Consider the following 15,953-nt stretch of genomic DNA (forward strand, 5'->3'; position numbering starts at 1 on the left):
TCGCCCGCAAACTGGCCGTCTTCTGATCTCGAACAACGATCGTGCGCTTTTCGGCCTCAGCCGGAAATAAATGCCGAGGACGGTCAGCGAATTGCTTGCCCCTGTTGTGACGCGTCGCCGCCTAATCCCTGGTTTCGCACCGGCCGATCGTAGCGGTTCACTGCGCGGTCACCCGCCAGATCGTGTTGCCGACGTCATCGGCGACCAATAAGGCCCCCTTACCGTCAACGCCCACGCCGACCGGTCGACCTCGCGCCTGGTCTTGCTCGTTGAGGAACCCCGTAAGCACATCCTGCGGCAAACCATCAGGCTTTCCATCCTTGAACGGCACGAACACGACCTTGTAGCCGTTGAAAGCATGCCTGTTCCAACTGCCGTGCTCACCAACGAACGCGCCGCCTCGATAGGCCTCGGGCAGATTGTCGGCGGTATAGAATGTCATGCCGAGCGGGGCGACGTGCGAGCTCAACGCATAATCCGGGACGATCGCCTTCGCGACCAGATCCGGACGCTGCGGCATCACGCGCGGATCGACATTCTGCCCGTAATAGCTATATGGCCAGCCATAGAAGCCGCCATCTTTAACCGAGGTCATGTAGTCGGGCACGAGGTTCGGGCCGAGCTCGTCCCGTTCATTCACGACCGTCCAGAGCGCTTTCGTCCGCGGCTCTAGGCTCAATCCGTTCGGATTGCGTAGGCCGGCAGCAAAAATCCGGTGGCGGCCCGATTGACGGTCGACCTCCCAGATCGCGGCTCGGTTCTTCTCCGCTTCGATCCCGTTTTCCGTGATGTTGCTGTTGGAGCCCACGCCGACATAAAGCAGACTACCGTCGTCGCTAGCCACGAGGCTCTTTGTCCAGTGATGGTCGATCGGGCCGCCCGGCAGCTCGGTCAGAACCGTGCCGGGGTCGCTGATCTTGGTATCGCCCTCGCGGTAGGGGTAGCGGACAATTGCGTCAGTGTTGGCGACATAGAGATCGCCTCCAACCAGCGCCACGCCGAAAGGCGAACTCAGATGATCGAGAAACACCTCCCGCGTCTCAGCCACACCATCTCCATCGGCGTCGCGAAGTAACGTAATACGGTTGCTGGCCTCGCCTCCGCCACCGCCACCTCCTGTCGCCAGGGATTGCACCCAGCCTACGATCAGGTCTTTGGGTCGTGTGATCGCCTCGCCCTTTGGCGCCGTGGATTCGACGGCCAGAACATCGCCGTTTGGAAGCGTGTAGACGGAACGAGGATGTGAAAGCCCGGTGGCCAGAGCTTGGACCTTTAGCCCTGCCGCCGCCTTCGGCGTCTCGCCATCTTTCCAACCGACCACCTTCGCGACGTTCATCGGCGGCACGAAATATTCGGCCTGGGCCGGAAGTTTCGGGCTAGGGCCGATCTCCGTCGGCTCCGGCTCACTGTCACTGCACCCGGCTAGCGCCAATAGACCGGCGCTCGCGAACAGGCCGGCCGTGAATATGCGATATCGCTGAGAGAGAAACTTCATTTTACCATCCTCCCGCAGCGAGGCGTCGGACGCGCGCGCCCAGAACCGAAACGATCAACACCAGCAAGACAGTCACCACAGAGAGTGCCAATCCCAGCGGCATCACTGATGTCCAGGCGTCACGGCTATGAACGAAGGAGTTGAAGATGGCGAGGCCAAACACGATGAGATTCCCGACACCATAGAGCCAACCCGCCGCAGTCCTCAGCGCAAGAAGACCCCGCGCCGCATCGATCAGCCCGGCCAGCAATCCGACGGCACCAAGCACGGCCCCGGCGAGCAGGAGCCACGCGGAGAAGTTGGTCCACATCATCTGCATCGTTCGCCAATACGCGATATCGGTAAGAAGCGCGCCGATCAAACAGGCAGCGGCGAAATGTAGGGGGATTGAGCGGAAGGGTGATTTGAATGCCCGCAGCGCGGGCGCAGAGACGGTATAGGTCATGGGCATTTTCCAAAGAAACCGGCAACTAGTGAGAAAACTGACGATCTTAGTGATTGTTCCCGCCATGACTGCATTCGCAAAGCTTGAGCGTGGCGCCGCTATTCAATCGCCAGTTTAGTCGTTGACGCGATCATGCAGGACCGCGTTTGGCGCTTCATGTGAATGTCGCGCGCCGAATTACAGTTGCCTCTCTTGTTGTTGTGCCTGGATCCGCGCGGCCCGCAGCCGCGCGGTCTTGGCATCCCTGCGCCCACATTCTTCAGTGATCGTCTCGCGCGCAATTTCATCCGTCCGGACGCGCGCTTCGATCTTCTTTGCAAGGTTCGAAGTTGCCCGGCTCTTCACCGTGATATCTGTCATGTATTTATTCTCCCGTTCGGGCGGAGAACGCGGAGGACTACGAGATGTTACCGTCTGATAGCGTACAAAACAGCGCAACGGCCCTCGACACGATAAAGTGCTGGTTGTCCGAACGGAGATCTCGGTCAACGTATTGATTGGAGGGAGCCGCAGCAATGAAACTTGGAAACGTACTCGTTCTCGAAAACGAGCCGTTCATCGCGCTCGACATGGAAGACATGCTTAGAGGCTACGGCGCATCTTCCATCACTTCTTTTGACACCCAATCAGAGGCGTTAATATGGCTCGAGACCAACAAGCCTCATGTCGCAGTTGTAGATCCAAGACTGAATGATGGCCTCTGCGTCGATGTCGTAGCAGCGCTGGCTGACGCGAACGTGCCCTTCGTCGTGTATTCCGGCGCCGAGGTCGATGACGATGCAAAGCACGCATTCGAAAAGGGTCTGTGGCTTGGAAAGCCAGCTATTCCGGAAATGCTCAAGGAAACGTTGGCTCGCTTACTCGCCGCGGACTGAACGTGGAAGCGAGCAAATGCTCCGATCTGAACAACCCTTCGAGCTGGAGCGGGTGGTTAGCGCACATCCATCTCTTCCCTTTCGTCGACCGAGCGCCAATTCCCCGGCGACATCCAGCCTTTCAGCGGAGACGTTTCAATGAAGTATTCTGCCCTGCTGCTCACCGCAGCGAGCGTGTTTGGTTTTACGGTTCCTGTTCTTGCGCAAGATAGCAATTTCAATCTGACCTATCACGTGGAGCGCACACCGAAGGCAAAGTTGAGCATCGAGACCCGCGGGAGCACGATCGAGAAAACGGCGGAACAATCGGGGCTCGCATCCGACGTACAGACGTTCCCAGGGCAGCTCGTGCTCGTCCGAGGCGGTGATGAAGGCCGCGGCGCTTTCATCGCACAGTGCATCGAGGTTGAGAGCACGACTGTCAGCGTTGTCCAGGGGATCGACTATCAGGGACCGAAGGCTGCACTCGGTAAGTTTGCAGACCAGGCAAACGCCGCGGTCAAAGCCGCCGCGGAATAACCTACGGTATCGTCTTTATCCTCGTTGTAGGTGGCGAAGACGAGAGATGGTCATATTACAATTTCGTGATATCGTGGCCTCATTGTGTGGGGAGTAGACGTGATGAAGAGTTTGGTTCCAGACGCATTTTACTGGGCACGGTCCGACAAACACACCGATGGCCGGACGACAATCGTACAGGTGTCGACGATTTTCGGTGAGGATCCGGACTTCTGGACCTTGGCCGTCCTCGGCTCCGACCAACATCACATGATCAGTGATTTCGAGCTCATTGCGCTCGTCGAGCCGCTGGAGGGCTATTCGCTGCGTCACGCGGCGGAGTAACTTCAGCCGGACTCTTGGCAGGGCCGGTAAAAGAAAGCCCTCGCAGGAGAACGCGAGCTCGAATTTTATCCGTCCAAAGGGGTGACGGCAAACGCACGCTTGTTTTGTGCATGCGACTATATTCGAACCTGCTCAATAAAATGAAAGTTCCAATGACGCCGACGATCGCTGCGGCACCGAGCGGGCGGCAGAGGTGGTGTTGAAACAATTCTTTCCCGCCCTCCTGATGGACTTCTCGCCATCGTCACAGCACCGTCATAAAATCAGGCGAGATCTTGCGTTCGATTGCCGAGGCGTCGAAGAGGGCGTTGACGACAGCGATACGCCGGAGCCGGATGACCTGGGCGATCGACGCAAGAACCTTAAAAGCAGGCGCTTTCCGCAACTTGTCCCGACCATAAACGGGACCGTGGTCGGTTATGCATATGTCGTGCTGTTCCGCAAACACCCTGCCTACCGCTATACCGTCAAGCATTCGATCTATGTGCATCACGACCACATCAGCAAGCGTCGGAAGCCAGCTCCTACGCGGTCTGATCGACGCCTGTGCGGCGGCAGGTTTCCGACAGATCATCGGTTACATCGACGCCGACAACGCGGCGTCGCTTGACCTGCACGAAAGGTTCGATTTCGTGCGCGTCGGCCTAATGCCAGCCGTCGCATATCGCTACGGCCGCTGGGCCGACAGTGTCATGGTGCAGCGTTCGCTGGGGACCGGTTCGACCACATCCCCTCGCCCGCCGCCTTTATCCACTCGCTGAAGGCTTGCGACCGGCTTGTTGCAAGGTGGCTGAACCGCCGACCTGCTGGTGTTGTGCTGGTCTCAAGACTGTCGGGGACCGCCGCGTGATCTGGATAAGTAGCACGGCCTGACGTCGCGTTCGGCTGATAGTTCAGCTCGCAGTGCAATCGCTTTAGGGCGAAAAGCCGCCGCGACGTCCGGTTGTCGCGGCGGCCACATCCGATTGCTACAAGAGGCGGATTGACATGCCTCCATCGACGATCATCGGGCTGCCGGTCCTGAATTGGGATCGGTCCGATAAAAGGAAAAGCGCGGCTTGCGCGATCTCCAGGGCGGACGCCATTTTTTTCGTTGGATGGATCGGCCTCTTGTTGAAGTGGCGAAGAAGCGCTAGAGGCGCTTAGGCTTTAGGGAGCCTCGCATGGCAAAAACTACCTGCGGCGCAAGGAGGACACGTGAGTTCGATCTGTACACCTGAGGACGTCTATCACTTCTGGTTCAAGAAGTGCGGCCGCGACGACTGGTTCCGTGGCGCCACTGAACTCGACGCTGAAATCAAAAGTCAGTTCCGCGACACCCATCTTGCGCTCGCGGCTGGTCCGAGCCCCGAATGGCGGGAAAACGCCGTAAACCACCTCGCGCTGATTGTCGTGCTCGATCAGTTTGCTCGCAACATCTACCGCGGAACAGCACTCGCATTCGCGACAGACGGCCTTGCCTTGGCCGAATCCGAGTTGGCGCTTAGGTCTGGCCACGACAAAGTTGTCTCGCCAGAGCTCCGCGTTTTCTTCTACATGCCGTTCGAACACGCGGAGGATATCGCGCATCAGGATCGCTCTGTTGCGCTGTTCACCGAACTGGGCGATGACGAGTACCTTGATTATGCGATCCGCCACCGAGAGGTGATCAGGTCATACGGCCGCTTCCCGCATCGAAATCGGTCACTTGGCCGACAGTCGACGGCCGCCGAGCTTGAATACTTGGCGCAGCCGGGAGCAGGATTCTGAAATCTGGCCATCTCATTGGAAGCCGGCATGAACCTAACCGAGCTCGATGAAGCCGCTTGGATCGATCTCGAACTTGCAGGCACGGATCCGAACTCCGGCCTCCGCCATGTGAACCTGTGCACGGTAGATTCCGACGGGCGTCCGCAGGCTCGTCTGGTCGTCCTGCGGTCTGCGAATGGGCAAAAGCGCACGATCGAGATTCACACGGATACTAGATCGGACAAATGGCGCAAGATTGGCGCCAATCCATCAGTAACGCTTTTGGCGTTTGACCCAGCGCGGGGCCAGCAACTTCGGTTACGTGGCACAGCGGAGCGCAATGGACCAGGAGTCCGGTAGCAGCAGATGCGTGGGATCGTCTGTCGCCATGGACGCGGTCGACCTACGCTGGCGGCCCACCGGGCGACCCGCCTACAGGTAAGAGGTCTGACGCAGCGAATGCTGGCGATGAAAGCGGAAAGGTCGTCTTCGGAGTCATAGTTTTCCTCAGCTTCCGAACTCGATTGGTTCCAGTTAGAGCGTGGAGCCAATCGGCGAGCGATGTTTTCCTACGGATCCCGTGGTGAACTCCTGGATGCCCGAAAGATCAATCCCTAATTTTTCTGGAGCTCAGCGTAGGACCGCCCGCTCAACCAACGCTACGTCGCGGCAGGGGTGAACAAGGGTGACGCTTTTTCCTGCAGTCTTTACGCTGATCATCCGGATCTCGGTGAACTGTGACAAAGCGCCGAACTTGATCTTGGTGGACCCGGACTGTAGAGAAGGCGCTCGAATAACGCATGGACTACAGACTTTGACCATACGCTACCTATGGACCCTCGACCGCACTGGTCAGCAGTCCCGCAATGGCCTCGCGACTGAGAACGAGCTCCTCGATATTATCGGTAAAGAAGCCCTGCCCTGTGTCATGCCCGCCGATTGGCTCCTGGCGACGATGCAAATCGATATGGAAGGCAGCGGGCTTTCGATCCACGAGTCCAAGCACAATCCCCAGGACACGTGGAAGCTCGAACTAAAGCTGGCGGCGTAAAGCCGAGGGCTACACGGAAAGCCGGAGCATGAGAATGAGTGAACTGACCGTAGAAGATGCAACGAAGCGGATCTATGAATCGCTTCAGGCCGACAACGCCGACATCGACGAGCGCATCGCAGAGCTCAAGGCAGCGCTGACGCGTGCAAGCCAGAAAGATGCCGTGTTCGATCCCACCAAGCTCGTGCAAAGTAATCGGGAGGGTCGGAAACGGATGAAGGCTTATTTTCGCCAGCGTGGGGTCATTGTTAGGTTCTCGGATTGATCCAAGCTCCTAGCGACTAGGAATGCGCCAATCTGACGGCTTTTGCTGCCAGCTTTTCGCCATTGCATCGACAGGCTGCTGATTTGATGAAACTGAACCGGGTGAGCGATGCTACTGGTGGCTGGCGCTATCTGACCTAACTTTGTCCGGATTTGGTTGGCACGGTGGAATACCCGCTCGCGCGGGTTAGACCCCATTCCAGGAGATGATGCAATGTTCACCCACGTCATGATTGGCAGCAACGACCTGGAGCAAGCGAGACGCTTTTACGACGCCACGTTCGCCGCACTGGGAGGCAAGCCGGGCGAGATGGATGCACGAGGCAGGCTGATCTACGCCCACGAGGGTGGTCGGCTGATGATCTCGAAACCGATCGATGGCAATCCGGCAACTGCCGCCAACGGCGGGACCATCGGTATCGCCGCCACGAGCCCAGACCATGTTTTAAGTTGGCATTCCGCGGGCACGGCGAACGGTGGCACAGCAATCGAGAGTCCGCCCTCCGAGCGTCCGAACGGGGCGTTCGTTGCATATCTGCGCGATCCTGATGGAAATAAACTGACCGCGCGGTCTCAACCGACGAAGTAAGATGGCATCATCAGGATGGGCGACCACTTTGCGCCCTCCACCAGTACCGGTCACTGCTGCGTGTTCCGGCCACCACACCCGCCATCATTGTCCAGAGCCTACGCATGCCCATGAAACGTGGTGCCGCGAACAACTGCCAGACGTTCGTCACAAAGGACGGAATGATGAGCAACGACGCTGCTGCGAGCGGTGATAGCAGGCTCCCAAGTATCCCATTGCAACGGTTGGGAGGCGAATGCCGGTCACCCCTTTAACCGCTCCGGCGGCAAAGAACGTTGCGAAGAGGGCGAACAGGGTCGAGGTTGATAGGCCGGTCATAACCTCTCTCATAGGTTATGCGGCGGCATGCACAATGCGGCGTTCCCGTATCAAGCCTTCGCCTAGACTGAAGGCTAATCGCTTGTAGCATCCCTCGATGTGCTTTGACTTTACCGAAGTGCGTCTCTTTCTTGCCGTAGCAGATGCCGGAAGCATTACCCATGGAGCAGCCGATGTCGGTCTTTCTCTTGCTGCGGCCAGCGACCGTTTACGAGAAATGGAGGCGACGGGAAAGGTTCTCCTCTTGGAAAGAGGCCGCCGAGGTGTTGTGCTAACGGAAGCGGGCGAGGCACTTTCCCACCATGCCCGCGAAATACTCAACCAGGCCGCTTTGATGCGTGGAGAACTGAGCCTCGTTGCAAAGGGCATAAGGGCGACCATTCGTATTGTTGCCAACACGGCGGCTGTCGTTGATACGCTTCCAACACGGCTGTCACCATGGCTTGCGGCGCATTCTAAGGTCGACGTTGAGCTTCGCGAGCGCCAAAGCCATGAGATAGCACGCAGCGTCGCGGCAGGTTTTGCAGATATAAGCGTATTGTCGGACACGGCCACCAACGAGGAACTCCTTCTCAAGCCCTTCGCCGTGAGCAAGCTCGCTGTCGTCTCGGCCCAGGCACATTGGCTCGCGACCGCAAAGGAAGTTCGGTTCGCGCAGATCGGTGAAGAGTATTTCGTCGGCTTGGAGCGCGGCGCACTGCAAGATCATATCGATGCGCAGGCGAACAGGCTTGCGATAAAGCTGCGATACCGGATCAGGCCGCGGACACTCGAAAGCATATGCTCCGCGGAAGGCGCTGGCGTTGGTATTGCCATCGTTCCAGGGACCGTCGCCAGGAGGTGCACGCGCACATCAGGTCTCTCCGTAACGCCGCTGGCCGATACCTGGGCACGCCGGCATCTCTCGGTCTGCATCGCCGCGAGCCGCGGTGTCCCGCCGATTGTAAAAGACCTGTTCGACCATCTGGCGCGCGCATGATCCACGGCAGGTAAGGCCGAGGACCGACAAACCGCCGTGCGTAAGGTTGGTCCTTTCCGTGCGCGTGTGTAAGAATGTCATCAAGACCACTTTAACAACCACCTCGCGCCACTACCTTCACGATATCGATCAACTACATGCGACGGCGGAGCCTGGCGATGACCGAGTACAGTGCGGCGAAATCAGGATCGTTCAAGATCGGCGGAGACATGGAGGTGAACCGCTTGGGGTTTGGCGCCATGCGCGTGACCGGCCCCGGCATCTGGGGCCCTCCCGCAGACCATGGTGAAGCGATCCGAACGCTAAAGCGTCTCCCCTCGCTTGGGGTCAACTTCATCGACACCGCCGATTCATACGGGCCAGATGTTTCCGAATGGCTGATTAAGGAAGCGCTTCACCCTTATAACGATGGATCAATCGTCGCCACCAAGGGTGGCCTCACCCGTCACGGCCCGGATATCTGGCTGCCTGTCGGGCGTCCCGAATATCTAATTCAACAGGTACACAAGAGCCTTCGAAACCTGGGCGTTGAAAGGATTGATTTATGGCAATTGCACAGGATCGATTCAAGGGTACCAGCTAAAGAGCAGTTTGACGCCATCAAGTCGCTCATCGACTCGGGCCTAATCCGCCATGCGGGGCTGAGCGAGGTGTCGGTGGCTGATATCGAGGCTGCATCGAAGGTCTTTAAGGTGGCCACGGTGCAGAACAGGTACAACTTGGTGGATCGCACGAGCGAGGACGTCCTCGACTATTGCACGAAACACGGAATTGGCTTCATCCCGTGGTATCCACTGGCGGCCGGAGAATTGGCGAAGCCTGGATCTCTTCTGGATACGGTTGCAAAGCAACACAGCGTATCGCCAAGTCAAATCGCACTTGCATGGGTCCTGAAGCGTAGCCCGGTCATGCTCCCGATTCCGGGCACCTCAAAAGTCAAACATCTGGAGGAGAACGTCCGCGCGGCGGACGTAACGCTGACCGACGATCAATTCAGGGCACTCGACGCCGAGGGCAAAAAAGCGTTCCAGAAGGCATAATTAAAGAAAGAACCGATGGTCGAGAAGATTTCCAAGCTTTCGCCAACAGCGCCATCAAATGCGACGCGGATCGATCAGAGCGTTTCTGTCGCCGAACCGGACATTGCATGGGTGGCCAACCGGCAGTCCGTGATCGACGCCGCATTCTGTGAGGCGAAGACTGACCGATTGGTCACCGGTGAGGATGATCGAGCATTTGACGGCGAGGAGGAAGCTCGCGGGGGACAAAGCCGAGGGCACGCTCAAGGTGAAACAGACCAAGGCGTCGAATTACTGTCGGGAGAAAGCAAGAGGATTGGTACGGGAAACCTTGATGATGAAGAGGTTGCGTTTGGCGGACATACGGGATTTGTGTGACGTCGAGGAACTTTAGCGTGACAACCTCGAGAGTGGTATCTCTCCAGGTCGATACGCGGCGCGGAGAGCAACGCGAGGACACGCAACAAACGAAAGCATCACATGAGTCGATTTAGCGAAACAGAGAATGCTCTCATCGCAAGGCTTCGGGCACTCAAGGCGAAGCGCAAGGTAACGATCAGTTTGCTTGATATCAGCGACCCGCTTCGCGAGAGCGGGTTTACGCATGATGAAATCCTAGCGGTGTTGCGGGCAATCGAGCAGGACAAGGTTATTGCCTTCACAACCGCAAACCGGATCCGGATGCTGAAGGACCTGCCCTGATGTCGTGTGGCAGACCGTTCGAAACAGGGTAGCCGTACGCGGCCTCTTTTCCTTTTTGGCAAGTCTTAAATGCTGTGGTTCATCCGATCGAACCAATCGAACGTTCGAGCGTTCAGCGATATCATCACCTACAATGTTGAAAACAAAGTCGCTTCCGTCAGGATTGCTCGGTGACCTACCCCCAACTTCGCTCTGAAGACCCAGAACTGGCAACTGAATCGCGCAACGGTCTGCCGTCACTGGTGTTGGCTGCCCTTGGGGTCGTATACGGTGACATCGGGACAAGCCCCCTATACGCGTTTCGCGAAGCACTTCACGCCACGGCGGGGTTGGGATCGCACCGGGAGAACGTGCTCGGCATTCTTTCACTCATCGTGTGGGCCCTGACTATCGTCGTCACCGTTAAATACGTGATGTTCGTTCTTCGGGCTGACAATCGGGGCGAAGGGGGAACGCTGTCCCTGATGACGCTTGCCCGGCAGAGCTTCACCGACAAGCCAGCGTGGATTCTCGTCTTGGGTGTCGCGGGAGCCTCCCTCTTCCTTGGCGACGCCATTATTACCCCAGCAATCTCGGTTCTGTCCGCCGTCGAAGGAATCCAGGTGGTCGCGCCCGGCCTGTCGGCATGGATCGTTCCGATCACCGTTACGATCATTGCCGTACTGTTTTTCGTTCAACGTTTTGGGACAGGTGGTGTCGCGTCAGTATTCGGACCCGTCATGGCGGTATGGTTTCTGGTTCTTGGAATAAGCGGCGCCGTCCATATTCTCGATGATTTGGAGATTTTTAGCGCCATCAATCCACTTCACGGAGTTTTGTATGCATCGAACAATATCGGTCACGCTATCGCCGTCCTAGGCGCGGTCTTCCTCGCTGTCACCGGCGCTGAGGCACTCTACGTCGACCTCGGCCATTTCGGCAGACGACCAATCGTGGTGGCGTGGTTCTCGCTCGTATTTCCATGCCTGCTTCTCAACTACTTCGGACAAGGCGCGTTCGTTCTCGCAAATCCTGGCATGACCGACCACCCATTCTTCGGCATGCATCCTGAATGGGCGCGTGTGCCAATCGTGTGTCTGGCAACCGCAGCAACGGTGATCGCGAGCCAGGCAGTCATTTCGGGGGCATATTCGCTTGTGCGTCAGGCAATGCACCTCAACTTACTGCCACGCCTGCAGATCCTGCACACTTCCGAGACGCACTCCGGGCAGATCTTCATGCCACAAGTGAACGCGTTCCTATTCGTGTTCGTTATCGCACTTGTTCTGTATTTCAGAAGCTCGAGCGGACTGTCTGCCGCATACGGCATCGCGGTTACGGGCGAGATGCTGATCACCAGCATCCTTTTGTTCGTCGTCATGAAACACATCTGGAGATGGACGACGCTCACCACCACGGCGATCATCGTGCCACTCTTCCTGATCGACGCCGGGTTCTTTGTGGCAAACATCGCCAAATTTCCGGAAGGCGGGTGGGTTCCGGTCTCGGTTGCATGCACGATGGCCCTCATCATGCAGACATGGATGGCAGGCCGTCGGCTACTGGCGTCTCGAACGCGTGCGGACGAGGTACCGCTGGAAGGGATCATACAGAGGTTGACGAAGAGGCCACCGACGACGGTACCTGGAACAGCAGTCTTCCTGACAAGCGACGTCGAGGGTGCCCCCACAGCCCTGCTGCACAGCCTCAAGCACTACAAAGTTCTTCACGAGCACAATGTCATTCTGAGCGTCGTGACTGCAACGGAGCCGTTCGTTCCTGACCACGAGAAGATTTTCCTTGAGAGCTTCAGCCCACTGTTCAGCCGGCTGGTGATCACGTTCGGATATATGGAGACGCCTAACATCCCGCGCGCGCTTGTGCTTGTTCGCAAGCTTGGTCTGAAGTTCGATATCATGTCGACATCGTTCTTCCTGTCGCGCCGGACGATCCTCCCATCCAAGAAAGGCGGCATGCCTTTCTGGCAGGATCGCCTGTTCATCGTACTCGCCCAGAACGCAGGTAATGCTACCGATTATTTCGGTCTTCCAACAGGACGCGTGGTCGAGCTCGGCTTGCAAACCGTTATCTGATTTTTTTGGGGTCGATCGTCGCAAAGCGTGCTCCTATTCGCGTAACCTCAAAGACAATCGCTACGTGTACACTGCGGAGGAATTGTCGGTGAAGAAACGCGACGAGTTATCAAGCGAGGGGTCGGAACTCGAATTGGCCCGAAAAATCTCGTTCGAAGCACATCAGGGGCAGGGCCCTCGGGGGCGATCTTCCTGCTTCGCACACCTCGTGGGCGATCAATTCAGTTCGGGGTGTTGGCCCACGAGCTTTTCACGCTTCTGCTGAAGAAGTTGCATCTGCTCGGCCAACTCCGCCATCGCTTCATCGATCTTTTCAACGCTTTCCTCGATGTATAGATAATGCTCCGCCAGAAGCGCACTTGCCTCTTTGCGGCTGGAAGCGTTGGGCGTATCTCCATAAAGGGGCCGATTGGCCGTCTCCTTCAGGAAAAAGGTCGTCAGAAGACCTGCGGCTGCGGCAATCATGAGATAGTACGCCGGCATATAGATGTTGTCGGTCGCTTCGACCAACCATGCCGCCACAGTGGGTGTGAGGCCGGCGACGATAATCGAGATATTGAAGGATATGGCGAGCGCGCTGTAGCGAATTCGCGCAGGAAACAAGGCGGGCAAAGTTGCAGCCATGATGCCGACAAGGCAATTCAGACCGATCGCGAGGATTAACAGACCAAAGAAGATGCCGATCGTGTTGCCGCTCGCTATCAGATGAAATGCCGGCAACGACAAGGCGAGGATGATCATGCTTCCAACCGCGAGAAACGGCCGACGGCCGATGCGGTCACTCAAAAATCCTACCAGCGGCTGCACGAATAACATTCCGACCATGACCGCGATGATGATTAAAGCGCCATGGTCCTCCGTATAGCCGAGGGTTTTCGCCAGATAGGTCGGCATATAGGTCAAGAGCATGTAATATGTGACGTTAGTAACAAGCACCATGCCGATGCATATTGCCAGGGACCTTGGATGCCTCTGGATGATCTCCGCTATCGGGATCATGGGCCGCTCGGACAACGTCTGCTTATCTTCCTTCTCGGTCCGCTTCAGGCGTTCGGTGAAGGCCGGCGTCTCCTCGGCCGCATGCCGCAGATAAAGGCCGATGAGACCCAAGGGAGCAGCGAGAAAGAAAGGTAGGCGCCAACCCCAGGCGAGGAAATTTGCTTCGCTCATCGCCGCGGTCAGAACGACGACCAGTCCAGCGCCGAGAACAAATCCGGCGATCGAGCCAAAATCGAGCCAGCTTCCAAGAAAACCGCGCCTGCGATCAGGCGAATATTCCGCGACAAATATGGCGGCGCCGGTGTATTCACCGCCAACCGAAAACCCTTGGACAAGTTTGCACATGAGCAGCAGGATGGGTGCCCACAAGCCAATCATCGCATAACTCGGTATCAGGCCAATACAGAACGTGCTGACCGCCATGATGACGATCGTCAACGATAGAACCTTTTGCCGACCGAACTTGTCACCCATAGAGCCGAAAAACACGCCGCCCAATGGCCGCACGAGAAACGGTACGGAGAAGGTTGCGAGTGCGGCAACGGTCTGCACTGCTGGCGAAGCTTCAGGAAAAAATACCTTGCCAACCGTGGCTGCGACGAACCCATAGACGCCGAAATCGAACCACTCCATCGCATTGCCGAGGGCGGCCGCGGTGATCGCCTTCTTGAGCTTGGAGTCCTCGATGACAGTGACGTCGTTCAGTGTCAGCGTGTTGGTTTGCGTATCGCTCACGATGCCCCCATGTACAAATTCACCTCAACCAAGAGGCGCGGGTAAATGCCTGAAACGCCTGAACGCTCCAAGCTGTTATCTAGGGCTTGTTTTTGCCGCTCCAAGCTGGCCGCCAGCCTGGCGAGCGAGCCATCTTGCCGGGAAGACGCAGTTGCGTGTCGCGTCCATCGCCAAGCAGTCTGACCTTCTCGAGGCGCCACGTCGCGCCGGCATAGTCGAGCTGACCAGATCCCTCCACGACATCGGTCTCGATCCGACGGCTGTAATCCTCAATGTTTCGCCATGCATTGATCACAATGGCGGCCGCGATCAGAAACGGCAGGCTTGCGAGCGAGAGTCACCATGTCCACTTCACACGATTAGATGCCATCTTTACGGATCGCCAGTCTCGCTTGCGGGGCAGCATCATTCGGTTCGAGCGACACGCTGATCTCGTCCTTGAGCTGCGGATCATATTGTTTCGAGAGCACCAGCTTCATATAGCGTATCTCGTCCTCGGGGAGCTCGTAAACGAATAGACCTGTCATCGGCGGACCGGGCTGAACGACTTTCGCCGAAAGACTGTTTGGCGCATCCCCTGGGCGCACCGTCAATAGAGCAGTCGCGCTCTGATCGTGCCGGGTATCGCGCGCAGCGCCTGTAGAATTTCATCGGACGTCTCGGAAACGCCCTCAACCTCGATCACCACATAGCCCGTGTCGCCATGGGTCTGCAGGAACTCTGCGATTATATTGAGCCCGCGCGAAGAGAATATCTCGTTTAGCTTGATGAGCGTACCGGGGCGGTTTTCATGGACGTGGATGAACCGCGTGCCATTCGGGCGCTCGGGCAGCTGAACCTGAGGAAAATTGACCGCGCCCATCGTCGAGCCGACGTCGGAATATTCGACCAGCTTTCTGGAGACTTCGCGGCCGATGCGCTCCTGCGCCTCTTCGGTGGAGCCGCCGATATGGGGTGTCAATATGACGTTGCTCAAACCCTGAAGCGGCGATTCGAAGCGATCCTTGTTCGATGCCGGCTCCACGGGAAACACATCTACGGCAGCTCCGGCTAGATGCCCTTCCTTCAATACGGTCGCGAGCGCATCGAGATCGACGACAGTGCCGCGCGAATTGTTGATGAAGATCGCGCCCTTTTTCATGCGGCGCAGTTCGGCCTCGCCGATCATGTTTTGGGTCGATGCTGTCTCGGGAACGTGCATCGTCACATAGTCCGAGATTTCGAGGAGCTCGCCGAGCGACGCCATCGATTCCGAATTGCCCCGGCGCAACCGATCGGAAAGGTCGAAATAGCGCACCACCATCCCCATGCTTTCGGCAAGAGCACTGAGCTGCGAACCGATATTGCCGTAACCGACGATCCCTAGCGTTTTACCCCGCAGCTCGCGGCTGCCGACAGCGGATTTCTCCCATCCGCCCTGATGTGCGGACGCCGACCGCGGAAAGATCTGTCGGGCCAGCATGATGATCTCGCCGATCACAAGTTCCGCCACCGAGCGCGTGTTCGAGTAGGGTGCGTTGAAGACAGGTATCCCGCGGCGCCGCGCCGCCTCGAGATCGACCTGGTTTGTGCCGACCGAGAAGCAACCAACGGCAATCAGCTTTTTGGCGGATTGGAATATCTCGTCTGTCAGCTGCGTTCTTGAGCGAATACCAATGATATGCGCATCGGCGATGTGGCTCTCGAGATCCTTGTCATCGAGCGCCTTCGGCAGGTGAGTGAGATTCGTGTATCCAGACGCCGCAAAGTAATCCACGGCGCTTTGGTTGATGCCTTCGAGCAGAAGTACAGAAATACGGTCCCGGGAGAGAGAAAGCTGGCGAGTCATGATAGACCTTT

Annotated in this window: 17 protein-coding genes and 4 pseudogenes; 14 read left to right on the plus strand and 7 right to left on the minus strand. The window is 57.5% G+C overall.

From position 1 onward, the window contains the following. Positions 1–157: 157 nt before the first annotated feature. From P3R82_RS10955 to P3R82_RS10965, 3 genes are all read right to left on the minus strand, one after another. Positions 158–1,495, minus strand: coding sequence for a sorbosone dehydrogenase family protein (locus tag P3R82_RS10955; RefSeq protein WP_283193849.1), 1,338 nt, complete (start codon positions 1,493–1,495; stop codon positions 158–160). A gap of 1 nt (position 1,496) precedes the next feature. After that, positions 1,497–1,940 (minus strand): DUF2231 domain-containing protein, encoded by a 444-nt coding sequence (locus P3R82_RS10960; protein ID WP_283193850.1) that lies wholly within the window; start codon positions 1,938–1,940, stop codon positions 1,497–1,499. A 177-nt stretch (positions 1,941–2,117) separates the two neighbouring features. Further along, positions 2,118–2,300, minus strand: a complete 183-nt coding sequence (locus P3R82_RS10965) for a hypothetical protein (protein WP_113178024.1) — start codon at positions 2,298–2,300, stop codon at positions 2,118–2,120. A gap of 155 nt (positions 2,301–2,455) precedes the next feature. Between P3R82_RS10965 and P3R82_RS10970 the strand changes: the two genes are divergently transcribed. The 4 genes and pseudogenes from P3R82_RS10970 (at position 2,456) to P3R82_RS10985 (ending at position 4,419) form a co-directional block, all read left to right on the plus strand. After that, the gene (locus tag P3R82_RS10970) at positions 2,456–2,815 is read left to right on the plus strand and encodes a response regulator (protein WP_111563730.1); all 360 of its coding nucleotides are present in this window, start codon (positions 2,456–2,458) and stop codon (positions 2,813–2,815) included. 138 nt (positions 2,816–2,953) lie between these two features. Continuing rightward, positions 2,954–3,334, plus strand: coding sequence for a DUF6180 family protein (locus P3R82_RS10975; RefSeq protein WP_283193851.1), 381 nt, complete (start codon positions 2,954–2,956; stop codon positions 3,332–3,334). Positions 3,335–3,436: 102 nt separating this feature from the next. Next, positions 3,437–3,658, plus strand: a complete 222-nt coding sequence (locus P3R82_RS10980) for a hypothetical protein (RefSeq protein WP_112950088.1) — start codon at positions 3,437–3,439, stop codon at positions 3,656–3,658. A gap of 262 nt (positions 3,659–3,920) precedes the next feature. Then, positions 3,921–4,419 (plus strand): annotated as a pseudogene (locus P3R82_RS10985) (N-acetyltransferase family protein). A gap of 207 nt (positions 4,420–4,626) precedes the next feature. Here the strand turns inward: P3R82_RS10985 and P3R82_RS10990 are convergent. Next, a pseudogene (locus tag P3R82_RS10990) lies at positions 4,627–4,761 on the minus strand (SDR family oxidoreductase); the annotation flags it as partial. A 94-nt stretch (positions 4,762–4,855) separates the two neighbouring features. Here P3R82_RS10990 and P3R82_RS10995 point away from each other — a divergent pair. The 5 genes and pseudogenes from P3R82_RS10995 (at position 4,856) to P3R82_RS11015 (ending at position 7,290) form a co-directional block, all read left to right on the plus strand. Further along, positions 4,856–5,407 carry a DUF924 family protein gene (locus P3R82_RS10995; RefSeq protein ID WP_111563733.1) on the plus strand — a complete coding sequence of 184 codons (552 nt, stop codon included), beginning with the start codon at positions 4,856–4,858 and terminating at the stop codon, positions 5,405–5,407. A 27-nt stretch (positions 5,408–5,434) separates the two neighbouring features. Further along, positions 5,435–6,004: pseudogene (locus P3R82_RS11000) on the plus strand (pyridoxamine 5'-phosphate oxidase family protein). Positions 6,005–6,200: 196 nt separating this feature from the next. Then, entirely contained in the window at positions 6,201–6,437 is a 237-nt protein-coding gene (locus P3R82_RS11005; RefSeq protein WP_111563844.1) for a hypothetical protein, read from the plus strand. 34 nt (positions 6,438–6,471) lie between these two features. Continuing rightward, on the plus strand, positions 6,472–6,702 hold the full coding sequence (locus P3R82_RS11010) for a hypothetical protein (RefSeq protein ID WP_283193852.1): 231 nt from the start codon (positions 6,472–6,474) through the stop codon (positions 6,700–6,702). 213 nt (positions 6,703–6,915) lie between these two features. Next, positions 6,916–7,290, plus strand: a complete 375-nt coding sequence (locus P3R82_RS11015) for a VOC family protein (RefSeq protein ID WP_283193853.1) — start codon at positions 6,916–6,918, stop codon at positions 7,288–7,290. 61 nt (positions 7,291–7,351) lie between these two features. Here the strand turns inward: P3R82_RS11015 and P3R82_RS11020 are convergent. Continuing rightward, positions 7,352–7,608: pseudogene (locus P3R82_RS11020) on the minus strand (sulfite exporter TauE/SafE family protein); the annotation flags it as partial. A gap of 97 nt (positions 7,609–7,705) precedes the next feature. Between P3R82_RS11020 and P3R82_RS11025 the strand changes: the two are divergent. The 5 genes from P3R82_RS11025 to P3R82_RS11045 all read left to right on the plus strand — a co-directional run bounded on the left by P3R82_RS11025 (position 7,706) and on the right by P3R82_RS11045 (position 12,380). After that, positions 7,706–8,587, plus strand: a complete 882-nt coding sequence (locus P3R82_RS11025) for a LysR family transcriptional regulator (RefSeq protein ID WP_283193854.1) — start codon at positions 7,706–7,708, stop codon at positions 8,585–8,587. Between the two features lie 158 nt (positions 8,588–8,745). Beyond that, on the plus strand, positions 8,746–9,627 hold the full coding sequence (locus P3R82_RS11030; protein WP_283193855.1) for an aldo/keto reductase: 882 nt from the start codon (positions 8,746–8,748) through the stop codon (positions 9,625–9,627). 15 nt (positions 9,628–9,642) lie between these two features. Beyond that, the gene (locus tag P3R82_RS11035) at positions 9,643–9,984 is read left to right on the plus strand and encodes a hypothetical protein (protein WP_283193856.1); all 342 of its coding nucleotides are present in this window, start codon (positions 9,643–9,645) and stop codon (positions 9,982–9,984) included. A 102-nt stretch (positions 9,985–10,086) separates the two neighbouring features. Next, complete coding sequence (locus tag P3R82_RS11040; RefSeq protein WP_111563739.1) at positions 10,087–10,308, plus strand: hypothetical protein; 222 nt, start codon at positions 10,087–10,089, stop codon at positions 10,306–10,308. A gap of 170 nt (positions 10,309–10,478) precedes the next feature. Continuing rightward, the gene (locus P3R82_RS11045) at positions 10,479–12,380 is read left to right on the plus strand and encodes a potassium transporter Kup (protein ID WP_283193857.1); all 1,902 of its coding nucleotides are present in this window, start codon (positions 10,479–10,481) and stop codon (positions 12,378–12,380) included. A 216-nt stretch (positions 12,381–12,596) separates the two neighbouring features. Here the strand turns inward: P3R82_RS11045 and proP are convergent, their stop codons facing one another. Both proP and serA read right to left on the minus strand, forming a co-directional pair. Then, positions 12,597–14,114, minus strand: a complete 1,518-nt coding sequence (gene proP, locus P3R82_RS11050; RefSeq protein ID WP_283193858.1) for a glycine betaine/L-proline transporter ProP — start codon at positions 14,112–14,114, stop codon at positions 12,597–12,599. Positions 14,115–14,703: 589 nt separating this feature from the next. After that, entirely contained in the window at positions 14,704–15,942 is a 1,239-nt protein-coding gene (gene serA / locus P3R82_RS11055; protein ID WP_283193930.1) for a phosphoglycerate dehydrogenase, read from the minus strand. Positions 15,943–15,953: the final 11 nt, after the last annotated feature.

The sequence above is a fragment of the Rhizobium sp. AN80A genome (assembly GCF_030053015.1).
Classification (GTDB): domain Bacteria; phylum Pseudomonadota; class Alphaproteobacteria; order Rhizobiales; family Rhizobiaceae; genus Rhizobium; species Rhizobium metallidurans.